A 20,712-nucleotide genomic window follows, 5' to 3' on the forward strand; every position below is an offset into this window, starting at 1 on the left:
GTGAGAGGGTCAGCCGATTTCCACGCCGAAGACGGTGAGGACGGAGTAGACGCCGATGAACAGAACGGAGAGGCTGCTGAAAACCAACGCTATCGTCCAGAAGTTGCTGGAGCGGAAGCGGCGGTCAACCTGCCGCCGTAGATGCCAGACGGCGATGACCACCGCCACCAGGAAGATTCCCGAAGCGACGCCGCCGATCTGCACCATGATGACCGGCGACTTGATGACGAGGAAACTGGCGGCCCAAATGATCGGCATGACCACCGTGAGCACGGAGATGATGCGCTTGCGCTTGGCCACGTCCGCCCAGTCGAAGATGCCCAGGATGCCCAGGGTGTTGGTCCACAGACGTGGCACGGAGGCGGTGGAGGCAACCAGCGTGGAGTAGAGCACTGCGAAGGCACCGATCAGGAACACCCAGTGTGCCCAGCCGCCCATGGTGTCCGTGTACATGCGGGAGAGGGTGACGATCATGTCGTTGCCCTTGGGGACAAGGTTCTGCGGGTGCAGGACTGCCGCGCCGATGATGTAGAAGGAGAGCGTGCAGAGTGTGCAGATGACCCAGGAAACGAGGGCGTCGAGCCGCATGACCTTAATCCAGCCTTCTGCGCGTTCTGCGCGTTCGGCTGTGCCGTCCTGGGGCCCGGTCCAGCGGGCGTACCCCTTTTCGAGGCACCAGTAGGTGTACGTGGTCATTTCGTCCGAACCTACGCCTGTGAGCCCGAACATGGCGATGGCGAAGCCGATGGCGCCCGCCGGCAGGGCAAAGCTCAGGCCGGTGGCGAGGTCGTTCCCGGTATAGGCAAAGGAGGTCAGCGGGAGACCCAGGGCGAGCGCCGCGGTGACCACGGTGAAGACAACCACGGAGACAAACGCTGCGCGTTCAACAATGGAGTATTTGCCACTGACCATCATGGTGATGACGGAGGCCATAACAATCACAGTCCAAAACGTGAGGGACGGCGTTTCAAGCGGGCCGCTCATGACGGGGAACATGATGGAGATACACGCAACGGCACCGCCGATGATGCCGCCGCGCTGCAGGATTTTGGCGAAGTCCATCAGGATCCAGAGGAAGTTGATCCAACCGCCCCGGCGGGTCTTGGGGCCCACCTCGCCGTAGCCCTCAAGTGCGGTCTTCCCGGTGAGGATGGACCATTGGGCGAGCTCCATCTGGACCCAGACTTTAACGGCCGTGGAGACAATGACCAGCCAGAGGAGAACAAACCCGGCCTGTGCGCCCAGGGCGGTTGTTGTGATGAGCTCTCCGGATCCGACCACAGCAGCAGACAGGATGAGGCCAGGGCCAAGGTAGCGGAACCGGCCGCGGAACGTGGTGGGGGCGGCCACCGCGTCCTCGGGCCGGAGCTTGTAGGGGTCGGCCGGTTGGGCACGATCTTGTTCCGCTGTTGTCAGTTGCGTCGTCACAGCAGTCTCCTTCGACTATGTATGTGGAACAGCTAGGAAGCCCAAATCTGAACGACTGCTCTGAGCCAGTAGACCTGTAGCGCCGCTCACATTTCCACACTTGCGCGTTTCGCGCAAGTTCTATAGCGTGATTTATGCAATCCGAACTTTGAGGGAGACCATTTTGTCCATGTATGCCATCGCAGATGACCTGTCCGGTGCGGCAGAGGTCGCCGCTGCGTTGACAGGACTGCCTGCAGGCTATGCGCACATCGCGCAAATGCCGTTGCTGGCCACACCGGCTGCCCTAGACCTCCCCTCCCCCGGTGACGCGGACCCCGCCGTGGATCCCGGTTCCCGCCGCCCGGAAATCCTGGTGGTGGACTCAGGCAACCGGCATGCCGCGGGACCGGACGCCGCAGCCCGCATCCGTTCCTTGTTGGCTGCCCGTCCCGAAGGAAGCCACGTCTTCCTGAAGTTCGATTCCCTGCTGCGCGGCAACCTGGACGTAGAGCTCGCCGCAGCAATGGAAACGGGTCCCGTCGCGTTCTGCCCCGCACTTCCGGACCTGGACCGTACTGTCCGCAACGGAGTGCTGAGGATCAAGGGCATCCCGCTGCACGAGACCAATCTGTGGCAGGCGGAGTCAGCGGACCCCGGTTACTCAATAGCCTCCCGTCTTACCGTCACATCGCCCGCCGTCGTACCCCTCAGCACTATTCGAGGCGGCGACCTGCAGGAGGTCCTCGCGGGACACGCGTCCGAAGGCCGCCTCGCCGTGTGTGACGCCGAAACAGACGACGACTTGGACCGGATCGCGGCGGCCGCGCTGGGCCAGGGCATCGTCCTGGCCGGCGCGGCAGGCCTGGCCGCAGCCATGCGCCGGAGCCGCCCGGCGCCGTCGGACGCGTCTTCAGCGACAGCGCCGCGGCTCAGGCAGTCCCCCGCGATGTTCATCCTCGGAACGGCAAGCCCGTCAACGCGCGCCCAGCTGACCGAACTGCAGCAGATGGGGGTGCCGGTCCACCGCTTGCTCCCTGCTGACATCCCCTCCTTTGATCCCGGCGGCGAGGGCTCTACCGCCGTCGTGGTCGAAGGGCCCATCGACCCTGCGCGCTCGGCGGCAATCGTTCAGTCACTGGCACAACTGGCCCGGCGCGCCCATGCAGGCCGCCACCTGGTCCTCAGTGGCGGGGAAACCGCCCGGGCAGTGTTGGACGAGCTGGGGATCCGCAGATTGCACCCGCTGGCCCAGGCCCACCCCGGCGCCGTCGTCAGTGTCACCGACTCCGGACGCCTGGTGGCCACGCGCCCCGGCAGTTTCGGGGACCGCCACAGCCTTACCCAAATCCTCTTGACCATGCAGGCACTAGAAGCCACCAACCCTGGAAAGGTCTCATCATGAGCACCCCCTACATCGCCGTCACTATGGGTGACGGCGCCGGCGTCGGACCGGAAGTCGTTGTGCCGGCCGTTCTGGACCGGAACATCCAGCAGGAGTGCCGGCCCGTGGTGATCGGGGACGCGCTGCGCCTCCGCCAGGCGGCGGACACTCTGGGCATCGAGGCGGACATCCGGGCGATTGACAACGTTGAGGACGCGGAGTTCACGCCGGGCAGGGTCAACGTCATCGACCTGGCCCTCCTGCCCGAGGACCTGCCGTGGGGGCAGCTCTCCCCGGTGGCCGGGCACGCCGCCTACGAGTACATCCGGGTGGCCAGCGAGCTGGCCATGGCCGGAAAGGTGCAGGCCATCTGCACCGCGCCGCTGAACAAGGAAGCCCTGCACGCTGCCGGGCACATCTTCCCTGGGCACACCGAGCTGCTGGCTCAGCTGACGGGCACGGAGGAGGTGTCCATGATGCTCTCCACGCCCAAAATCCGGGTGATTCACGTGACCACGCACATCGGGCTGATGGATGCGATCCGCAAGATCAACCCGGACCTGGTGGAGCGCACCATCCGCCGCGGGCATGAGGCCCTGGTCCGTGCGGGCATCCCGAACCCGAAGATCGGTGTATGCGCTATTAACCCGCACGCCGGCGAGAACGGGCTGTTCGGGCAGGGGGAGGAAGCCGAGAAGATCGAGCCGGGCGTGAAGGCGGCGCAGGCTGCCGGCATTGACGTGGCCGGCCCGCTGCCGGCGGACACGCTGTTTTTCCTGGCCGGCCGGGGCGATTACGACCTGGTGGTGGCCATGTACCACGACCAGGGGCACGGCCCGGTGAAGGTGCTGGGCATCGAGGCCGGCGTAAACATCACAGTGGGTCTGCCGGTGATCCGGACGTCGGTGGACCACGGCACGGCCTTTGACATTGCCGGCAAGGCGATCGCGGATTCACGCAGCATGGTGGAAGCACTGCACCAGGCTGCGGAGATGGCCACCCGGCCCAGCATGGCGGTGTAGGCGCTAGCTTGCGGGACATGGTTAGGGGCACAGGGCGATGCTGCGGGAAGTTTGGCGGGTGCCGGAACTAGCATGGTAACCACGCCCACGCGAAGGAGACCGGGAATGCTGTCTGCAAATGCCAGGCGCGAGGAGATCTACCACCTTGCCGTCACCACCGGCCTGGCGTCCGTGGAGGAACTTTCCGCCCGGTTCGAGGTGACGGCATCCACCATCCGCCGCGACCTGGCGTTGCTGAACGGGCAGGGCCGGCTGGCCCGCACCTATGGCGGGGCAATGGCCCTGGGCGCGCACCCGGAGGCGTCTCTGCGGCAGCGCACCGGCGAGGCGTTCGAGCAGAAGCATGCGATCGCCCGCTGGGCGGCGTCCGTGATCCGGCCCGGGGAGAACATCCTGCTCGACGCCGGCTCCACGGTGGGTGCCCTGGCGCATGAGCTGCGCGGCTTCGAGCGGTTGTCGGTGACGACTCCGGGCATCAACACCATGCAGGAGCTGGCCGATTCGGACGGCATCCAGGTGGACTGCCTGGGCGGCAGGCTGCGGAGCCTAAGCCAGAGTTTTGTGGGTCCGCTGGCCGAGGCGGCACTGGAGCGGATGAGCTTTGACCGGGTGTTCCTGGGTGCCGACGCCGTCACCGCCGAGGACGGCATCTGCGAGGCCGACCATGCCCAGACCCGGCTCAAGGAACTGATGGCGCGGCGCGGCAGGGTTGTGTATGTGCTGGCGGATTCGTCCAAGCTGGGCCTGCGACCATTCCACGCGTGGGCGCGGCTCGCGCTGCCGTGGACGCTGGTGACGGACGACGGCGCCGACCCGGGACAGGTGCAGAAGTTCCGGGAGGCGGGGGTTGTGGTGGAGTTGGCAGCCATTGCGGGATCATCGGCGGGGGCCCCGGGCGGGTAGCCTGATCGCCTGTACCCCGCGCGGCCGCGGGCATATCCTGCAGGGAGATCCACCCGTGACCGTCAGTTGCCGGAGGAAGGCCGACGGAAATATCGAAAGCCTCCGACGCCGACAAGGAGCACTTCTGCTCGGTGCTCCCGCACCACCCTGAGGGTCACGAGGCCGGACTGCCACCGAAGGCCCCAAAGGCGAACACCGCAAGGAAATAGAGATGCAATCCCGCGTCGAAGAACCTGCGCAAAGCGTCAACACCCTCATCATCGGGGCCGGGCAGGCAGGCCTGGCCACGAGCTACTGGCTCAGCCGGGCCGGCGTCGAACACCTGTTGCTGGAACGGCGCGACACGCTGGGTGGAGCGTGGCAGGACCGGTGGGACGCGTTTTGCCTGAACACGCCGAACTTCTCGCTCGCGCTGCCCGGCATGCCGTATGACGGCCCCGCCCCGGAAGCATTCATGCCGCGGGATGACCTCATCGGCTATTTCCGGCACTATGCGGAGCTCATCGGCGCTCCTGTCCGAACGGGTGCGGATGTCACGCGTATGGCGCCCGCGGAGGGCGGCGGCTTCAGCGTGGCCACAACACAGGGCAGCTGGCGGGCCCGGAACGTGGTGCTCGCCACCGGCGGTTACCAGATGCCGAAAATCCCCGCGCTGTCGGCGCAACTGCCCAGCCACCTCCTGCAACTTCACACCGACAGCTACCGCAACCCGGGCCAACTGCCCCACGGTGCCGTGCTCATCGTGGGCACCGGCCAGTCCGGCGGCCAGATCGCCGAGGAACTGCTCGCCGTCGGCCGCGACATCCACCTGGCGGTGTCCACGTGCCCGGAAGCACCGCGCCGGTACCGCGGCCAGGACCTCCTCTATTGGATGATGCAGCTGGCGCAATTCGGCCCCGGCTACGGACTGAACGGCCTCACCGTGGGGCAGCTGCCCTCCCCCGCGGCGAGGTTCGCCTGCAACCCGCTGGTGTCCGGCGCCGACGGCGGCCACGACCTCCACCTGCGGGACCTCGGCCGCCGCGGCGTCCTGCTGCACGGCCATTTGGAAGCGTCCGACGACGGCGGCCTCGTCTTCAGTGATGACCTGCCGGAACGCCTGGACCTGGTGGAGTCGGCGTTCTACCAGCGGATGAAACCGATGTTCGACAGCTATATTGCCGCAACCGGGATGCCGGCACCGGAGCCGGAGCCGCCGCGCCAGGACCGCTGGCTTCCCTCGGAGCCGGCCCGGCTGGACCTCGAAGCCGCCAACATCACGTCGGTCCTCTGGGCCACGGGCTACCGGCTGGACTTCAGCATCCTGCACATCCCGGTGCTGGACGAATGGAACTACCCCCGGCACCACCGCGGCGTCACCGAACACCCGGGCCTGTACGCCGTCGGGTTGCCGTGGCTGACCGGGCACGGCTCGTCCATCGTGGCGGGCGTGGGCCGCGATGCCGAATACATCGCGCAGCACATCGCCGGGAACATCGCCGCCCGATGAAGGCGATGTTCCAGAGGCGTGGCTACCCGGTCAAGGCCCGTCGAAGTCCACTGGTACGGCGAGGCCGGCCGCGCTGAACCATTCCCTGGCCCAGGCCTGGACCGGGGGCATCGCGAGTTGCTCGGCAACACGCTCCGGCGGACCGTCGAACACGGACCTCCCCTCCTCCACGAGGTTCCCGGTGCCGCTGCCGGCGAGGAGCCCGAAGAGGGCAGGCTGGTCGAGGAAGGGAAGCTTCCCGCCGTCGCCGTCGGTAAGCACGCCCCAGCGCGAGGTGAACAGCGAAAACTCTTCCGGAAGGTCCCGGTGGTCTACCACGAGCGGGCAGGTTTCGACGTCGAGCTGGATCCGCCGGTAGTTGGGCTCCGTTTCGTCGAGGGCCAGCAGTTGGACATCGTCCAGCCACGACAGCCAGACCGCTGTGCACTCTCCCAGCAGCAGATACGGGGCGGCGGCGATGTAGCCGCCGTTGCTCACGTGCGCGGAGTGGCCAACGGCGATGTTGTGCAGCTGCCCCCGGACCAGCGGCAGGACCGCGCTCACAGGCTGGTGGTAGCTGGCGAATTTCCGCCGCATCACGTCGGCGCTTGAATTCGAGCCGATGGAGACCACCAAGGAACGGGCGTCCAGCGGTGCCGCGCCGGCTTGCGCGAGGGCTTCATCCAGCCCGGCCGAAAGCTCAAGAGGCCGGAATTCATTGCCGTCCATGACACCCGAGGCCACGGGCGGGTCCCACGGATACAGCAGCGGATCGAGATGGCCGGCGCCGCCGGCCCCGCTCAGTCCCAAGGACTCAGCCGGGTGAAGCCGTCGGCATCGTGTTGGAGCCTGATCAAGGTGGCACGCTTTCGTCCTTCGGGACTTCCAGTGTCCCGCACTTTTGGGGTCCTGAATACGGCCCGGCCAGCGAGCACCTGAGCCCACGTGCGTCCGTCCCAGCCGCCAACGCCTCCTCTCACTGGCAGGTCACTGGCTCCAGGTGGAATTCGACGCGGTACTTCATGAACCGGATGCTCCGTGCCATGGACAGTGCCCGGCGGATTCTCAGGTCATCTTCCTGGGCGATGATGACGCCTTCGACGGTCTGTCCGGGTTCGAGCAGGGCGTCCTGAACGAACCCCATGTAGCGCTGAGTCTGGCCCACTACAGCGTCGCTGGCCCTTCCCCGCTTCAGCTCGACGACCAGGAGGCGGGACCGGTCTTTGCTGATGGCGAGGATGTCCATCGGGCCGGTGTCGGTGGGGTACTGCTGCCCCACCGGCTGGCCGTCTTCCTCGTAGATGTCGTACTCCCGCCCCAGGGATGTGCTGGCCCAGTTGTGGACCAGGAAGTCCTCGAGTTGCTTCTCCATCTGGAACGCCAGCTGGTCTTCTACCTGCAATGAGATCGCCTGGACGATGGGCTGGGCCGGGTCGGCCAGCTGGGTGAGAGTCGCGAGCTCGGCTGTGTGGGCGGTGAGCTGGAAGACTGTCATCAGTGAGCCGGCAGAGGACGCCAAGGTCTGGCTCATATCGTCCCTGCTGAGCGAGCCCTTCCAATCGACGCGGCGCCGGTGGGGCAAGTCTGTGCCGGGGCAGTATTCGTAGCCGCCTGTGACGAGACCGTACTGGTAGGTGCGGTCGGGCTTCGGAGCCAGAACGAGATCGCCTTCGCTGATCCCCTCGCAGGCCGCCCACAAGTTCCCCATCGCCAGTCCTGCTGCAATCCGGCTCTTCCCGGGGTTCATCTCCAGAAAGACACTGTTCATAACTCCACGGAAAACTTCCGCTCCGGCGCCAAGGTGGGGTTTGATGTCATAGTCGCCGATGAAATCGACGCCCAGATAGCCGGCCTCGATCATCTGTTCCGCGAACTGGCCGCCTCTGCCTTGCCGTACCACCCATGCCGTCGTCATTGCTCTCCCAGTCTCGCTTGCCAGTGAAGGCGGTTACCATTTTTCTACCCCGAACCTATCCCACGGCAGTGACGGCGTTTGAACCCCCAGCCTCGCGCAAGCGTTAGTAGGCATTCCGAGACCGGCGCCTCAGCTTGTCCAACAAACGCGTAACACTTGTCGTACGCGGGAATTCCCGAACGCCACTAAGCGAGCGTCTTGTGCGGTAAGGGTCAGGCTGATTTAGATCCAGTCGGACCCTGGCCGACACGCTTCCAGATTTCTCCCTGGAGAGCATGCGCGAAAAACCCGGGAAGTGACGTCCCCGTTAGATTTCCGTCCGGAGCCCCATAGCTAGAGTTGGCTCTGGCTGGCCCGCTGCCGTCCTCAACCTCACTCCTAGAAGCAGGCCTATCTGACTTCTGCGAACTCCGGCGCGAACGTCAGTGTCACTCCACTTTCCGTGCAAAGACTTGACCAATGCTCTACGCGCTCGGGCTGCCGTTCCAAGACCAGAAAGAGTTGCGGCTCGAATCCTCGCGTGCGGAGACGGAACCCGTAGTCGAGGACCTGCCCCAAACCGTGGCGGATCTGAAAGATCTCGTTCTCGATCGTCAAGCTCTTCACCTCAGCCACTCCGCAGGTGCCATCCCGACGATCCCACGCCAAATCAAAATTGCAGCCAATACTAAAGGCCGATAAGGGGGTGAACCCAATATCCTCTAGATGGCGTGCCAATGCATCCTGCGTGCACGAGTGCGCTTGAAGCCCTCGGTCGACTGCATCCGGATCCCTGTAGCTATCTCCGGCGAGTGCGACAGGTTCGGCGAACTGACCCGACCGGTAGGGAGCTCCGAGAGTTCCACCCAACGAGGCCGGCAGGCGAGCGGCGACATCCGGAACATGCGGTGCGATTGTCGGAGTGGGGAATCCACGTCGCAGTTCATGAAATCCGGCACTGTCGATTATGACGATGCGGTGGCCCCAGCTTTGCATCCTGGCCACTTGTTTTTCTCTATTGCCATAGTCGCCGTACTTCCATTGTGAGCTGAAGCCTCGGACTAGGATATCTGTGGAATTTCCCACGTCTCCCTTAACCGACGCACCCATACCTCGTGCTATAGCCGCGAGGTCCGACCGCTCGTACTCTTCGTCCCTGCCCGTAAACACAACTTCTTTATCAAGCAGGTCGTAGACCCAATCAACTGGCACGGTTACCTTTCGGCTGCTTCCTTGCAATGGCTATGGGAGAACGAATCTATATCAAATCAATCTGCTTCTTGCACTGGAAGAGTCGGGATTCTCGTGGGCGCCGACCGCTTGGACTGGTCAGGCCCGTCGGGGATCCTCGCAGCGAGCCCGCCGTGCACCTTCCATTTGTAGCTGGAGGTTGCGGCGTCCGGCGAACTGGAACAGCCGACCCGGAGGACTACATCGAGGATGGATGCTGTCGTAACGCCCCTAAAGCTGCTGGGGGCGATCTAGCAGAAGCTGGAGTCGTCCCCGATAGGGTAGTAAGTCCACGCTTGGGCGCTGCAGCCTGCCCCTCTTGCCTTCACCCTGTCACCCGCGAAGATCCGCTCGCATCGATTGCCCTGGATCGGCTTCGTCTGAAGCTCCGAGGACTACTCTGCCGTGTTACCTGGGCGTATCCGATGGTGCACATTTGCTCGTATACCCTGTCTCGTTTGAAGGCAGCTTGCTGGTCCTGTTTAGAACAGCATGTTGAGACAACCTCCAGCCTTATTCTCCTTTGCCCACCATGTATTGCCCGTTTGGTCGGGCTGCCCGGCTTACTGTGACCGTTCGGTGCCGCGCTAGCGGTCGCGCCGCTGTATCTAGGTGCGGCTCAGGTGCGTAGAAATCGCGCCTTCCCACCCGCCAAATAGGCCTTTCTCATCTATGTGGCTCAAACCCAGTCTGGTAGGTCCCTCCAGATCCTCGTCGTCTTCCACCAACAACAAATCCGGAACCCAAGCTACGAAAGGCTCTGGTACTGGGATCTCCATAGTGATGAGATCCTTAGGCGGATCACCGTCTAAAACCTCTGTCACCTTGCCCGGCCGCATCAACGGGTGCATGACCGCCATTTGAGGCATTGTTACAGACGTATCGTCACCCAGAATGAATGTCCATTCTGCGCTCAATACCACTTGAGGAGTGACTCCGCGTGCAGCGGTGATTTGCATCGGAGATAGTTCGAGCGGCACTAAATTGCCTTCTAGTAGTAGTCGAGCTTGCCTGAGTCTGACACGGTCGCGCACCGAGTAGGAGCCTCTGAGCGGAGCCAAAGACTTCTTCGTCACTGCCTCGATGGCTGTCAGATCGATCAAGGTGTCAATCGATACGTCTATCCAGGCAGCCTTTTTTGGCTCCATCGGGGGGACCCTGAACGAGAAGAATGGCTTTTCGGCCACGAAGAACGTGACCTCCTCGGCTTGACTCATCTCACGCTGCAGCTTCGCTTCGGTCAGCATCATCAGGTTTGTGGTCGCCTCACTTGCCAACTCGACAAGGCGGATATTCTCCACCGTCCCGCCTTCCACAAGAAACGAGAACTCTGCGGTTACGACGCCCGCAATCAACACTGCCCAGTGCAAAGCATTATCGCGGGACCAACGTCGTGCAATGGCTGCATCGTAAGCCGCTACTACCGAGCCATCCGAAGCCGTCATCACAACCTCAATCTGGTTACGTGAGTCGTTTCGCAGTAGTACTGTCGGAGTGAATTGGTCCCACCCTTTTGGTGGAAAGCCAAGTGATGCGTCCATGTTCGGCATCGGAGCACCAACTGGGCCCACGTAAGCGACTCCCTCCTCGACTAGTTCATCAATGCCAACCACCACGTCTGTTGCGAGGGAGAGCGGGTCCAGCTCTATGGCACCGGACTGGTGCAGCTCCATGATTGCGTCGTGGGTTGCCAGACTCAACAGTGCAATTCGTGAGAATACGTTTACCGCTGCTGAGTAGCGTTCTTTGATCGGGAAACGAAGGCCCTGCCGCTTCGGGCCCTTGGGGTTTGAATGGACTAGGTCGGCATACATCCAGGAAGCAGCAAGTTGGATGTCTGTCACCTGTGGGCTCCTGTCGGCACCATCTCCACGCTCAGTCTGCACCCAGAACGCAAGTGCCCCGATACCTTGCAGATCGATCGCAGCCCATTCGGCCCTGAGAGTCGCCAACCGGCCCTTGATGTTGTCGATAGGTGAATCCCGCATGCTCTTCAAAAGTTGATGAAGAGCCTCAAAGACTTTTTCCGAGTAGATGGGCTCGGTAGCTAGTGTGAAAGGGCGCACGCGGGCGGCTAAAGATTCGAAAACTTCTTCATCTGGCAACTTGCGGCGCGTTGTAAAAGTGCCATCTAGTGTTACATTCCCGGTGATCTTGAAGCCGGCGAGTTCCCGCAGTGATTCACGATTCTGAGCAAGTGAGTGAGCAGCCACACGACGAGCGCGGAGAACAAACTGTGAAACTACTTTTACGTCGCTTTCGGAAGTCATGTAAGAACTCTGCCACGGCACCGCCAATCCCCCAGCCACAGGGAACGATGGGAAGCACCGGTTCTGTGCGCCGCTTTCCGCGCCATACGGCCCCTAGGACTACGAAGCGTCTTGCTAGGGCACCCACGACTTTGAGCGCATCTGACATGATGTCTACATGAACGACAAGCTTGCAGTGGAAGACCTCATCGACGATGTTGATGACGACGAGGAACCTGTAGAACTCAACGACGTTACCTCGGCTTTCGTCACAGATACAGCCTGGACGACAGAGACTATCCTCAGCCAGATGCGACGGGGCAATATTCAGCTTAATCCTCGATTCCAACGCCGCGACGCATGGGACCGATCCAGAAAAAGCCGTTTCGTTGAAAGCCTTATTCTTGGTCTGCCAATCCCACAACTGGTTTTGGCGGAGGATAAGCGACGCAAAGGTTCTTTTATCGTTCTAGATGGCAAGCAGCGCTTGCTGACGCTGGCACAATTCGCAAAGGGGTCATCGCTAGATAGCGATGCCGACGATTCCCTACGTCAGCTCTCGCTAGGTTCACTGGAAGTTCGTCCCGAGCTACAGCGTCTCTCGCTTGCTGACCTCGAATCTCGTGCAGACCGGGTACACGACCTCAACAGTTTCCTAAACCAAACTATCCGTACCGCGGTTGTCCGGAACTGGCCGGATGATGCATTCCTCAACTTAGTTTTCTTGAGGCTGAATACCGGCAGTGTGAAGCTTTCCCCTCAGGAACTACGGCAAGCCCTACATCCAGGGCACTTCACGGACTACTTGGACGATCACGCATCCGCAAGTGAACCCCTGCAACGAGCACTAAACATCACTGGGCCAGATTTTCGGATGCGCGATGTGGAGATTTTGCTGCGATACTTTGCCTTGAAAACTGGGCTCTCATCTTACAGAGGGAGCCTCAAGAACTTTCTCGACGATACATCCGACAAGCTGAATGTGCATTGGGAATCTGACGAATCAACACTTCGTAGCTTGGCGAATGAGTTTGACCACGCCGTCGATGCCACACTTACAATTTTCAAAACAAGTGCTTTCTCGCGTTGGAATCCGGATCGTAATTCATATGAGAATCGCTTTAATCGTGCAGTCTTCGATGTTATGGTCTATTATTTCAGTACACCCGAGATTCGCCATGCCGCGATTGAAAAATCTGAACTAGTTCGGGAGACATTCCAAAAGCTCTGTCGAGATAATTCAGCTTTCGTGGAGGCCTTGCAAACATCTACCAAAACTATCGAAGCGCTGCACACACGCCTCTCCGTTTGGGGTAACGGACTTGCCTCCGTAATTGACACGAACGTTCGCGTTCCGCAGCTCGACTCCGACCGCGTTCTGCAGCCCTGAGGTTTACCGTGCCAAGCATGCGATACGTCGAGATGCAGAAGAGGATTACAGCTCTTCGCCACGCTATGTTGCCTTCCCGATTCGATGCAACCGGGTTGTATCCGGAACGAGTACACCAGCGGGCTGCGGCATTCAGGTTGCTGGCTCACGCAGAATTCGAGTCATTCGTGGAAGATATTGTGACGGGTCACGTCGCGGCCCGCATTGCGCTCTGGACTGCGAACCGAAAGCCGTCCATCACACTTGCCACCCTCATTGCCTACGACGAGGTTGGCGGTAAACCGGCAACCTCCCTCGTTGATCCTGGACAGAAAGGCGCCAAACTTTTCCCCGAACGCTTAAGGGACGCCGCGCAACGCTTCAACCATCAAGTCCGCATGTTCAACCATGGCGTTCGCGAAATAAACATACTCAACATGGTGTTACCAATCGGGTTAGAAGCCAGTGAAATTGACCTCGTTTGGCTTGAGCGCCTCGATGGCTGGGCACAGGAGCGAGGAGACTTCGCGCACAAGTCGTCGGGGAAGATAGGTATTCGGCTCGATCCCGCGACGGAGTATGCGCAAGTCAAGGTAATCATGTTGGGCTTCAAAGACCTTGATCGCCGGGTAGCCTCATTACCGTAATTCAGAAGTTTCATGGGCCGGTGACGTTTTGCAGCTCATGAACGTGACGATCACACAAATGCGCGTCTCTTCGTTCCATCCGAATACGGGCGTTTGTGATGCTGAACTTTCAAAATGTATATATCTCGGCTCAACATTCAACCGGATGAATATACGCTGGACAATTGAAAAGGGCCGCATAATCTCAGGAAGCACTGCGATAGGGGCAGTACAAAGCGTGGAATCGGGCGGCAAACTGAAACAGCATCAGTCGGCATCACAACGTTCCCGGCGAGCTGGAACGGACGTACGTTCGAGCCCTTGGCGTCAGGGCGCGCTGGCACCAGGAACGGACCACGGCCAATATCGCTTCTGAACCCACTATCCCTGCCGATATCGGAAGGGATAGTAAGGTTCCCTGCGCCATCAGTCACGCGCTGGCCGAGCAACGGCCCTATGCCGCGCAATGCTGGTGCATGAAACCGACCAGGAATAATTGCAAGGGGCTGCCGCCAGCGCCGCTAACAGCCCAACGACGGTTCGCCCTCGAAATGGCGGGCGTGTAGAGCATGCACCTCGCCAGAATAGCGAGGCCGGCGGCCAACGGTAGGAACCTCCAAATCCGCCCCTTGGTGGGAGCGCGACGATCATCCCTTGCAACGTGCTCACGGGCAATATGATGAACACAGTACCGTTGAGCTGCCCCACTACGGGAGTGAATCAGAACCCGAGGGACAAGCACATCGCTGACCTTCGGATACGGCCTCGCCAGGAATGACGTCTAGGCCATCCGCGAAGATCGGTGCGCTGCAATCGGAGTGAGCTAATCGCGGAGGCGTCTTGGGTTTCAGCGCGGCTATTCACCGAGGTGTCTTCTCGGAGAGCCCCCGCTTCGGCGGACCGAGAAAACTCATCAAACTCGCATCCAAGGGCGAATTTGGCGGTAGCTCGCACTCCCAAACTACGAGGGCACTCCACCCCAGAGACTCCAATTCCCGCAGCTGTCGGGCGTCGCGCTCCTGATTCTTCTCGCGTTTCAGTGCCCAAAAATCTGTGTTCGTCTTTGGTAGCCGAGAGCCCACTGAGCAGTCGTGTCCGTGCCAGAAACACCCGTTGACGAAGATGACCTTTCGACGGGCCGTGAAGACTAGGTCGGGCCGACCCGGAAGTGATCGCTCGTGAAGCCTAAACCTGTATCCGGCGCGATGCAGAAGACTGCGTAGTCGGACCTCCGGCTTCGTATTCTTGGAGCGGATCTTGGCCATATGAGCGCTCCGTTGCTCCGGGCTCATGAAATCTGCCACATGGTCAATCTTAGAACCCAATCGATTTCGCCGCCTGATCGAGTCTTTCGAACGCATACAGCGTCGTCGACAGATCCCACGTCCACGGTGTGGGCTTGCTGGTCCGGCACGAGGCCAGGTTTCCCCGTCAATTTAACCTATATAATTTGTGACTGAGCTAGAAAGTGCTGCGCATTATTTGAGGATAGGAATACGAAATGAGAGAATTGTCGGATCCTGAGCGTCTCAACGTCGAACTATTGGTGAGGCTGGATGTACCATTCGGACTGCTAGAGCAGACAGAAACGACTCTAGAAAAGGCTTATTCGGATGCCACGCAAGAGTTTCGGGAGTTCTTGGTTTCCACAGGAATTCACGACTACGCTAAGCAAAGCCAAGGTCAAGGAGCAAAGATCATTCGCATGGCCACAATTATTGAGAATGGCGAGTTTCTGGCGTCAGAAGTTGCCATGTACAGGCCCTGCACCAAAAAAGGTGATCCACGATTTCGAATTTCTCATATCAAGAAGATCTGCATGCCTGGCGATATATCTGCAGTGCTATTTCTGGATGAAGAACTCTTTATACTTCGCCTTGATGAATCAGATATTGAAACTGAATTAAACCGCCGAGGGGCGCTCCAAGACATTCTGGGGAGGAGAGCGAGAAATAGACTTTCGGCGTCGCGGGAGCTGCTTCAGATGATTCTTGAACTGGCGGAACGCGGTTTCATCAAGACTCACAGGTCCGGCGATACGGCAGTGGGGCATCTTCTAGAGACAGAATTGGGTATTTCGGCCAACTCCAGCAAGGCACCTGACTACAAGGGAATCGAGATTAAATCCACTAGGGCAAGAGTGCAAAATCGGCATACGATGTTCGCCAAGGTGCCTGATTGGCATATGAGTACGCTGACGAGCACAGCGGAATTTCTCGACCTTTTCGGTTACGACCGACGGGGATTTCCTGAACTAAACTGCGAAGTCGGCGCCAAACGAGCCAATTCTCAAGGTTTGAGACTGCGAGTCTCCGCGGACGAAACGGTACTCGAAGAATTCTGCGAAAGGCAGCACTCGGCATTCAGGTTGCGCTGGACTATGGAGTCGCTGCGGACTGCACTAAAACGTAAACACGCCGAAACGTTTTGGGTAAAAGCGACGTCCGAGTTGAGGCATGACGGAGAATACGTGCGCTTCGACTCGATCGTCCATACGAGCAAACCTGTGCTCAATCAGGTCGTGCCGCTTCTGGCATCAGGAGCCATCACTGTCGATCACCTCATCTCAAAGAAGCCGGGAAAAGGTGTCAAGGAACAGGGCCCACTATTTAAGATTGCCGACCGTGAATTCGACTCACTCTTCCCACGCATCGAGGTCTATCAGCTTGGTAACGGATTCGTTGGGCGACGTTGACAGAAAGCGACACGACCCGGCGCCGAGCATTGTTTGCTCGGCGCTGGAACCTCGCCTTACCGCTCTCAGTCAACACTTGCACCAGATTTCCGGCCCAGCTCAACGCTACGAGCCGCTCAACACCTTAGAGACCATCTTCCCGACCGCGAGAGATAGCCAAGGGGATACGGCGTTGCCTACTTGCGAGTATTGGGGCACTTCCACCCGCCGTCTGTGAGCCCCCGTCGTCTCTTTGCCCAGGAATTCGAATGCTGCCGGGAAACCTTGGAAGCGTGCCATCTCCCTTACTGTAAAAATTCGAGGCTCCAGCGGATGGACATAATCGTCCGGCAAGGTCACGACTGTACGCGCAGGACTCTTCCAGCCGAGGACTTTCTGGGAGTGCTTTTTTGTGGCGAGACTGATAACCAATTGGCAAAGTTCATCCAACGTGGAAGCCAAGACGGTACCATCTGGAGAGGTAGCCGGCATCTCGGCGTCCAAGAGTTGCGTCTTCACGTAGAGCATCGCATCCGACTCCGGCAGGGACGCAGCACGACTCACCACTCGTTGATCAAGACCGGCACCGGCCAAGTACTGATAAAGGCGAAAACGTTCGACCGTCCGTGCCGCATGCTTGCGCGGCACGTGATTCTGTTCGTCTTTTCTTGCTTTCAGCCGAAGACCCCAGTCCCCGTCACGCATCTCCTTGAGGTACTCGCGGTTTCGCGGCCGGTTTGCTTTGCTTGCGTGGGGTGAGAGGTCAGATATGGCATCCTCGACCGTACGAACGTTTGAGCGCTCAACGGTCGGCACTGGCGCCAGATCGGGCAAAGGAAGGGCCATGGCATCCGCGAAGTCCGACTTCCACAACGCGCCGGTAGACCGAATGCCCCGCGCCTTGGCTACATCTGCCCGGACACCGATGATCATCAATCGCGGTCGATGCTGGGGCGCACCGTAATGCATAGCATTTACCAACACACCCTGAACAACGTAACCTGGTTCCGTCTCTGTCAGGGCTTGCTGCAATTGGACGAAAGAGGATTCTTCGTCAGGTGTGAACCGCTGGTTCATGCCGACAACGTTTTCGATCACGACTGCCTTGGGTCTGGTCCGGGAAACGAATTCCAGATACTCCCAGGGAAGCTTGTTCCTAACGTCGTCCCGGTTACGGCGGCCGGCCAGCGAAAAGCCTTGGCAAGGCGGGCCCCCAACGACCAGATCGACTTCTTCTGCGGCCAATCCCGACATTATGTCGTCCTCCGACAACAGCGAGTTCAGCTCCCGTACCAGCACGCCTCTCTTAACCTGATCTGCCACTGGGCTGGAGACGTACTGAAGCCACTCGTGCATGTTCGACGCGTCATCCACCAGATTGTGGAAGAACGTCCTGGCCGCCATGTCGGACTTTTCAACCGCGACTACCAGTTCCCCTCCCGCTCTCTCAATGCCCAGAGAGAGTCCACCGCACCCGGCGAAGAGATCAACGTATTTCATCACTGCCCTATTCTGTCTGATTCTCGGATGATTTTCCAGGACCAATGTTCCCGCGGAGATCCCGTACCGGAACCATAGTGCCGAGCACTGACAGAACTTCATCTGCTGGCGTGGCCGTCAACCTCTGGGCGGCGTCGGTCTTGCTCTCGGCCGCGGCCAGTAGCCAGTTCATTGTTTCACAGACCTCGACCGCCACGTGTGCGAGGAGCTAGACCGAGTGGCGAAGCCTTCTGTCCACGTAGAGCCGAACAGTCCTCAGCGGGACGAGAAGGCCAAGCATTACTCACTCGCTAACGATAGTCCACCCCATCGACCGCCAGTCTTCCAGACGGCAGCAATCCACAGCTCCTGCACCAAGCCGACACAGTCGCCCACCGGTTCGATGAACAGGACCACTAGTCGGGCCATGCGAGGACCGCCACGAGGTCAAAGGTGATCCCGGCAAGAAACGCTCCTCGTTCGTCGGTACGCCCACAGCAAACGTTCAGGCAACTTTCCTTCTAGGAAAAGTTGAGACCTAGAAACTTTTGCATCAAGTCAGGATTGGCAGCAAGTTCGCGGTCTATGTGGTTTTGGATGCTACCTTGAAAATGCGCGCTGAAGTTGGTGTTGAGAAAGTCGGAGAATCCCCTCGCCACACCCTGTTCGGTGGGATGGCCCCAATAATTCCCGCCTGAAAGCCCACGTACGCGGTTAACGGGCACGCCGCCCGCTTTGTATTTGTTCTTCCTATTGGTGGGAACAGTCATAAACGCGTACTTGATCGACTTGTCCTTGAAGCTGCGGGGGCTGACTCCATTGCATCCAAGCTGCAAGGTCAAGTCTACGGGAACGGAACGATAGATGAGATCCCAAAGCATCGGAATCTGAGCATTTTCATTCCAATTTGTTTTGCACTGAACGATGGCAACCGAGCAGGATCCTGCATCATCTCGGATGCTCGCATTCAGATCATCGATCGTCAAGACTTCAGCAGGAATATTTTCCACTCCCGGAACTGAGAAGACAACAATGTCGGCTTCTGACATAGATGAGTACCCGTGAAGTGTCACCGTAATTGCATCAGTGATGACCGTCGGTGTGTTGAACTTGGTTCGTTTCGCGGCGATTACGTCAGTTCCATAGCAGACGAAATTCAAGTACCAAGAGATCAGGCATTCCCAAACTGCTCCGGCAGTAGCCACGGTGCTCTGGTCTCTGGACACAATTTCAGGCAGCGTCGCGACCGATTGTCCCCCCTGCACAGCCTGCTGCTTAGCAGCCTCGGCTTGGGAAGGCATTACGGAGGAGAAGATTACGCTAAGTCGATCACCCAACCGAAATACGTCTTCGCCATTGGGAGCGTCTCCCAAGGATCGAAGGATTTCTTTTTCAAGATGTGGCCACGTTTTCCGGAAGCTCGGTACTTTCGAGAGTTCTGCCATTGTCTTTAGACGGAAAATATCGAGCGGTGTCGACACTTAATTCCCTTTCAGTGACTGTTTGCGAGGACACTTCTGGTTCGGGCGCCGTCAGGGTCGTCACAGAAGTCCGCTGACCATTGTATGCGCACCTGCCATCCTTTCCTCATCGGCAGCGCGAGGACGGCGCGCCGGACTTTAAGAATCAAAATAGGTTTGTCAGAACGGTACTCGAGGGCCCGCCAACAGATTTAGCGGATCCGAGCACGTACCCCGAAATGCCCCCATCGGCAATGGGAGATCCGGGGTGACGATACCGGCGATTCGTATGGCCCCTCAGAGTTGCTGCGCGCACAGGGTGACAACTGAAGCACGGCCGCCGGCAGAAGAATCCGGACGGGCTTCTTACCTCTCGAGCAAGCTGCCCGGCGCCGTTTGCACGGTAATCTTGCCCGACGTCGTTCGCGACATATTTCGCCCGCAGGTGTCATTGCCATCATAGAGCCCTGTCGAGATTGCGTTGTCGGGTCGACGGATCTTGCAAGGCAGAACTCACAGCTGACTACTATTCTTGCTCTTCTGGGCAATTCAGTGACCGGGGAAGCTTACGTCCCCAGGTGTACCAGCCTGGAATTGATGCCTCCAGCGATTCCGACTTCGTTTCAGATAATGCAGCTCGAGATTCTTTCTGGCGCTGTGCATGGAGCCACACACCCAGACCGCGCTCTGCTTCAGACTCGGCTTTTCGCAAGCTCGGCCATCGTCCTCGTTCGACTACGAAAGCCTGAAGCTCTTCGAGCCTTTGTTGCCACCGTTTCTGTGCAAGGTCAAGCCGTTGGTTTTGCTTCCACTTTGGCAATTCACTCAGGGCGTCAAGCTTGGCCTGCGTAAGTCGCCCGTCGCGGTGCGCACACCGTTGTACGGATAGCCAATGCCCCAACCGGCGTCTTTGCGGATCAGGATCACTAGAAGTCGGATAGCGGCTCTCAGCTTCGAAGACAGCCGACAGTTCCTTGATATTGGCTAGCCAGGAGGAACGGAGCTGTGTCACCTTGGTCTGGGGTCGGCACGCCTCGTGCTCCGCCTGCATGTCTGGGAACTTCTTTAGCTCCCCCCTCAAATACCGGCCGACGGTTTCACTCCCGGCTCCGCATAGTTTCGAAATCTGGCTAACGGAAAGGCCCTTGCGATACATCAGATCCCACTCGGGGTGCCTCGACGCTTCCCACACAAATGTGCCCCCATCACTCATGGCACCAGCCTAGAGGTTCGGTCATCTTGTCGCGCACCCTGCATATTCTTCGACCAGCGATGAAATCAGTTGTGGAAGCTGTGGGCCGCATGTTTGACGAGATACTGCACCGTAGCGCGACTCGCAAGATTTCAATCAATGCACGAATTCCGTCATCCACTCACGTCAACTGATACGCGAAGCTCGACTTCAGCTACGACCGAACTCCCAGGCTCTTGCCCATCTGGCAAGCGTGTCCGCGGCCTGCAACTCATACTTACACGCAGCGAGGAGGACCCCGGAAAAATGATCAGTATTCGCTGATGACTCCGCGATCTGACCTTGACCAGCAGGC

Annotated in this window: 16 protein-coding genes; 8 read left to right on the plus strand and 8 right to left on the minus strand. The window is 59.6% G+C overall.

Going from position 1 to position 20,712, the window contains the following annotated elements; all coding sequences use genetic code 11:
* Positions 1-9 precede the first annotated feature (9 nt).
* Positions 10-1,428, minus strand: a complete 1,419-nt coding sequence (locus tag AC1DC5_RS17890) for an Nramp family divalent metal transporter (protein WP_476866039.1) — start codon at positions 1,426-1,428, stop codon at positions 10-12.
* Positions 1,429-1,597: 169 nt separating this feature from the next.
* Between AC1DC5_RS17890 and AC1DC5_RS17895 the strand changes: the two genes are divergently transcribed.
* From AC1DC5_RS17895 to AC1DC5_RS17910, 4 genes are all read left to right on the plus strand, one after another.
* Positions 1,598-2,812: a four-carbon acid sugar kinase family protein gene (locus AC1DC5_RS17895; RefSeq protein WP_476866040.1), complete on the plus strand. Its 1,215-nt coding sequence runs from the start codon at positions 1,598-1,600 to the stop codon at positions 2,810-2,812.
* Positions 2,809-3,813 (plus strand): 4-hydroxythreonine-4-phosphate dehydrogenase PdxA, encoded by a 1,005-nt coding sequence (gene pdxA / locus AC1DC5_RS17900; RefSeq protein WP_476866041.1) that lies wholly within the window; start codon positions 2,809-2,811, stop codon positions 3,811-3,813. Before AC1DC5_RS17895 ends, pdxA begins: the two co-directional genes overlap by 4 nt.
* 105 nt (positions 3,814-3,918) lie before the next feature.
* Positions 3,919-4,716 carry a DeoR/GlpR family DNA-binding transcription regulator gene (locus tag AC1DC5_RS17905; RefSeq protein WP_476866042.1) on the plus strand — a complete coding sequence of 266 codons (798 nt, stop codon included), beginning with the start codon at positions 3,919-3,921 and terminating at the stop codon, positions 4,714-4,716.
* 211 nt (positions 4,717-4,927) lie between these two features.
* Positions 4,928-6,205: a flavin-containing monooxygenase gene (locus tag AC1DC5_RS17910; protein WP_476866043.1), complete on the plus strand. Its 1,278-nt coding sequence runs from the start codon at positions 4,928-4,930 to the stop codon at positions 6,203-6,205.
* A gap of 30 nt (positions 6,206-6,235) precedes the next feature.
* Here the strand turns inward: AC1DC5_RS17910 and AC1DC5_RS17915 are convergent, their stop codons facing one another.
* Together AC1DC5_RS17915 and AC1DC5_RS17920 are read right to left on the minus strand one after the other, a co-directional pair.
* The gene (locus AC1DC5_RS17915; RefSeq protein WP_476866044.1) at positions 6,236-6,994 is read right to left on the minus strand and encodes a hypothetical protein; all 759 of its coding nucleotides are present in this window, start codon (positions 6,992-6,994) and stop codon (positions 6,236-6,238) included.
* Between the two features lie 166 nt (positions 6,995-7,160).
* Positions 7,161-8,099 (minus strand): endonuclease NucS domain-containing protein, encoded by a 939-nt coding sequence (locus tag AC1DC5_RS17920; RefSeq protein WP_476866045.1) that lies wholly within the window; start codon positions 8,097-8,099, stop codon positions 7,161-7,163.
* Positions 8,100-8,558: 459 nt separating this feature from the next.
* Between AC1DC5_RS17920 and AC1DC5_RS17925 the strand changes: the two genes are divergently transcribed.
* Positions 8,559-8,780, plus strand: a complete 222-nt coding sequence (locus AC1DC5_RS17925; RefSeq protein ID WP_476866046.1) for a hypothetical protein — start codon at positions 8,559-8,561, stop codon at positions 8,778-8,780.
* A gap of 1,136 nt (positions 8,781-9,916) precedes the next feature.
* On the opposite strand, the gene AC1DC5_RS17930 is transcribed toward AC1DC5_RS17925, so the two are convergent.
* Positions 9,917-11,578, minus strand: a complete 1,662-nt coding sequence (locus AC1DC5_RS17930; protein ID WP_476866047.1) for a hypothetical protein — start codon at positions 11,576-11,578, stop codon at positions 9,917-9,919.
* 157 nt (positions 11,579-11,735) lie between these two features.
* Here AC1DC5_RS17930 and AC1DC5_RS17935 point away from each other — a divergent pair, with 157 nt between their 5' ends.
* Together AC1DC5_RS17935 and AC1DC5_RS17940 are read left to right on the plus strand one after the other, a co-directional pair.
* Positions 11,736-12,947 carry a GmrSD restriction endonuclease domain-containing protein gene (locus AC1DC5_RS17935; RefSeq protein ID WP_476866048.1) on the plus strand — a complete coding sequence of 404 codons (1,212 nt, stop codon included), beginning with the start codon at positions 11,736-11,738 and terminating at the stop codon, positions 12,945-12,947.
* 17 nt (positions 12,948-12,964) lie between these two features.
* On the plus strand, positions 12,965-13,573 hold the full coding sequence (locus AC1DC5_RS17940) for a hypothetical protein (RefSeq protein ID WP_476866049.1): 609 nt from the start codon (positions 12,965-12,967) through the stop codon (positions 13,571-13,573).
* 839 nt (positions 13,574-14,412) lie between these two features.
* Here the strand turns inward: AC1DC5_RS17940 and AC1DC5_RS17945 are convergent.
* Positions 14,413-14,913: a very short patch repair endonuclease gene (locus tag AC1DC5_RS17945; RefSeq protein WP_476866050.1), complete on the minus strand. Its 501-nt coding sequence runs from the start codon at positions 14,911-14,913 to the stop codon at positions 14,413-14,415.
* Positions 14,914-15,053: 140 nt separating this feature from the next.
* On the opposite strand from AC1DC5_RS17945, the gene AC1DC5_RS17950 reads away from it, so the two are divergent.
* Entirely contained in the window at positions 15,054-16,247 is a 1,194-nt protein-coding gene (locus AC1DC5_RS17950; RefSeq protein ID WP_476866051.1) for an MvaI/BcnI family restriction endonuclease, read from the plus strand.
* Positions 16,248-16,352: 105 nt separating this feature from the next.
* Here the strand turns inward: AC1DC5_RS17950 and AC1DC5_RS17955 are convergent, their stop codons facing one another.
* The 3 genes from AC1DC5_RS17955 to AC1DC5_RS17965 all read right to left on the minus strand — a co-directional run bounded on the left by AC1DC5_RS17955 (position 16,353) and on the right by AC1DC5_RS17965 (position 20,378).
* Complete coding sequence (locus AC1DC5_RS17955) at positions 16,353-17,726, minus strand: DNA cytosine methyltransferase (RefSeq protein ID WP_476866095.1); 1,374 nt, start codon at positions 17,724-17,726, stop codon at positions 16,353-16,355.
* Positions 17,727-18,226: 500 nt separating this feature from the next.
* Positions 18,227-19,186: a hypothetical protein gene (locus tag AC1DC5_RS17960; RefSeq protein ID WP_476866052.1), complete on the minus strand. Its 960-nt coding sequence runs from the start codon at positions 19,184-19,186 to the stop codon at positions 18,227-18,229.
* Between the two features lie 505 nt (positions 19,187-19,691).
* A complete protein-coding gene (locus AC1DC5_RS17965) occupies positions 19,692-20,378 on the minus strand; it encodes a helicase associated domain-containing protein (RefSeq protein ID WP_476866053.1) in 687 nt (228 codons plus the stop codon).
* Positions 20,379-20,712: the final 334 nt, after the last annotated feature.

The sequence above is a fragment of the Arthrobacter sp. 10L424 genome, assembly GCF_056395325.1.

Excerpts from the sequence above, each read along its gene's own strand:
- AC1DC5_RS17895 (WP_476866040.1), top strand. The coding sequence starts at position 1,598 with ATGTATGCCATCGCAGATGACCTGTCCGGTGCGGCAGAGGTCGCCGCT.
- pdxA (WP_476866041.1), top strand. The coding sequence starts at position 2,809 with ATGAGCACCCCCTACATCGCCGTCACTATGGGTGACGGCGCCGGCGTC.
- AC1DC5_RS17905 (WP_476866042.1), top strand. The coding sequence starts at position 3,919 with ATGCTGTCTGCAAATGCCAGGCGCGAGGAGATCTACCACCTTGCCGTC.
- AC1DC5_RS17910 (WP_476866043.1), top strand. The coding sequence starts at position 4,928 with ATGCAATCCCGCGTCGAAGAACCTGCGCAAAGCGTCAACACCCTCATC.
- AC1DC5_RS17920 (WP_476866045.1), bottom strand. The coding sequence starts at position 8,099 with ATGACGACGGCATGGGTGGTACGGCAAGGCAGAGGCGGCCAGTTCGCG.
- AC1DC5_RS17925 (WP_476866046.1), top strand. The coding sequence starts at position 8,559 with ATGCTCTACGCGCTCGGGCTGCCGTTCCAAGACCAGAAAGAGTTGCGG.
- AC1DC5_RS17930 (WP_476866047.1), bottom strand. The coding sequence starts at position 11,578 with ATGACTTCCGAAAGCGACGTAAAAGTAGTTTCACAGTTTGTTCTCCGC.
- AC1DC5_RS17935 (WP_476866048.1), top strand. The coding sequence starts at position 11,736 with ATGAACGACAAGCTTGCAGTGGAAGACCTCATCGACGATGTTGATGAC.
- AC1DC5_RS17940 (WP_476866049.1), top strand. The coding sequence starts at position 12,965 with ATGCGATACGTCGAGATGCAGAAGAGGATTACAGCTCTTCGCCACGCT.
- AC1DC5_RS17945 (WP_476866050.1), bottom strand. The coding sequence starts at position 14,913 with ATGCGTTCGAAAGACTCGATCAGGCGGCGAAATCGATTGGGTTCTAAG.
- AC1DC5_RS17950 (WP_476866051.1), top strand. The coding sequence starts at position 15,054 with ATGAGAGAATTGTCGGATCCTGAGCGTCTCAACGTCGAACTATTGGTG.
- AC1DC5_RS17955 (WP_476866095.1), bottom strand. The coding sequence starts at position 17,726 with ATGAAATACGTTGATCTCTTCGCCGGGTGCGGTGGACTCTCTCTGGGC.
- AC1DC5_RS17965 (WP_476866053.1), bottom strand. The coding sequence starts at position 20,378 with ATGAGTGATGGGGGCACATTTGTGTGGGAAGCGTCGAGGCACCCCGAG.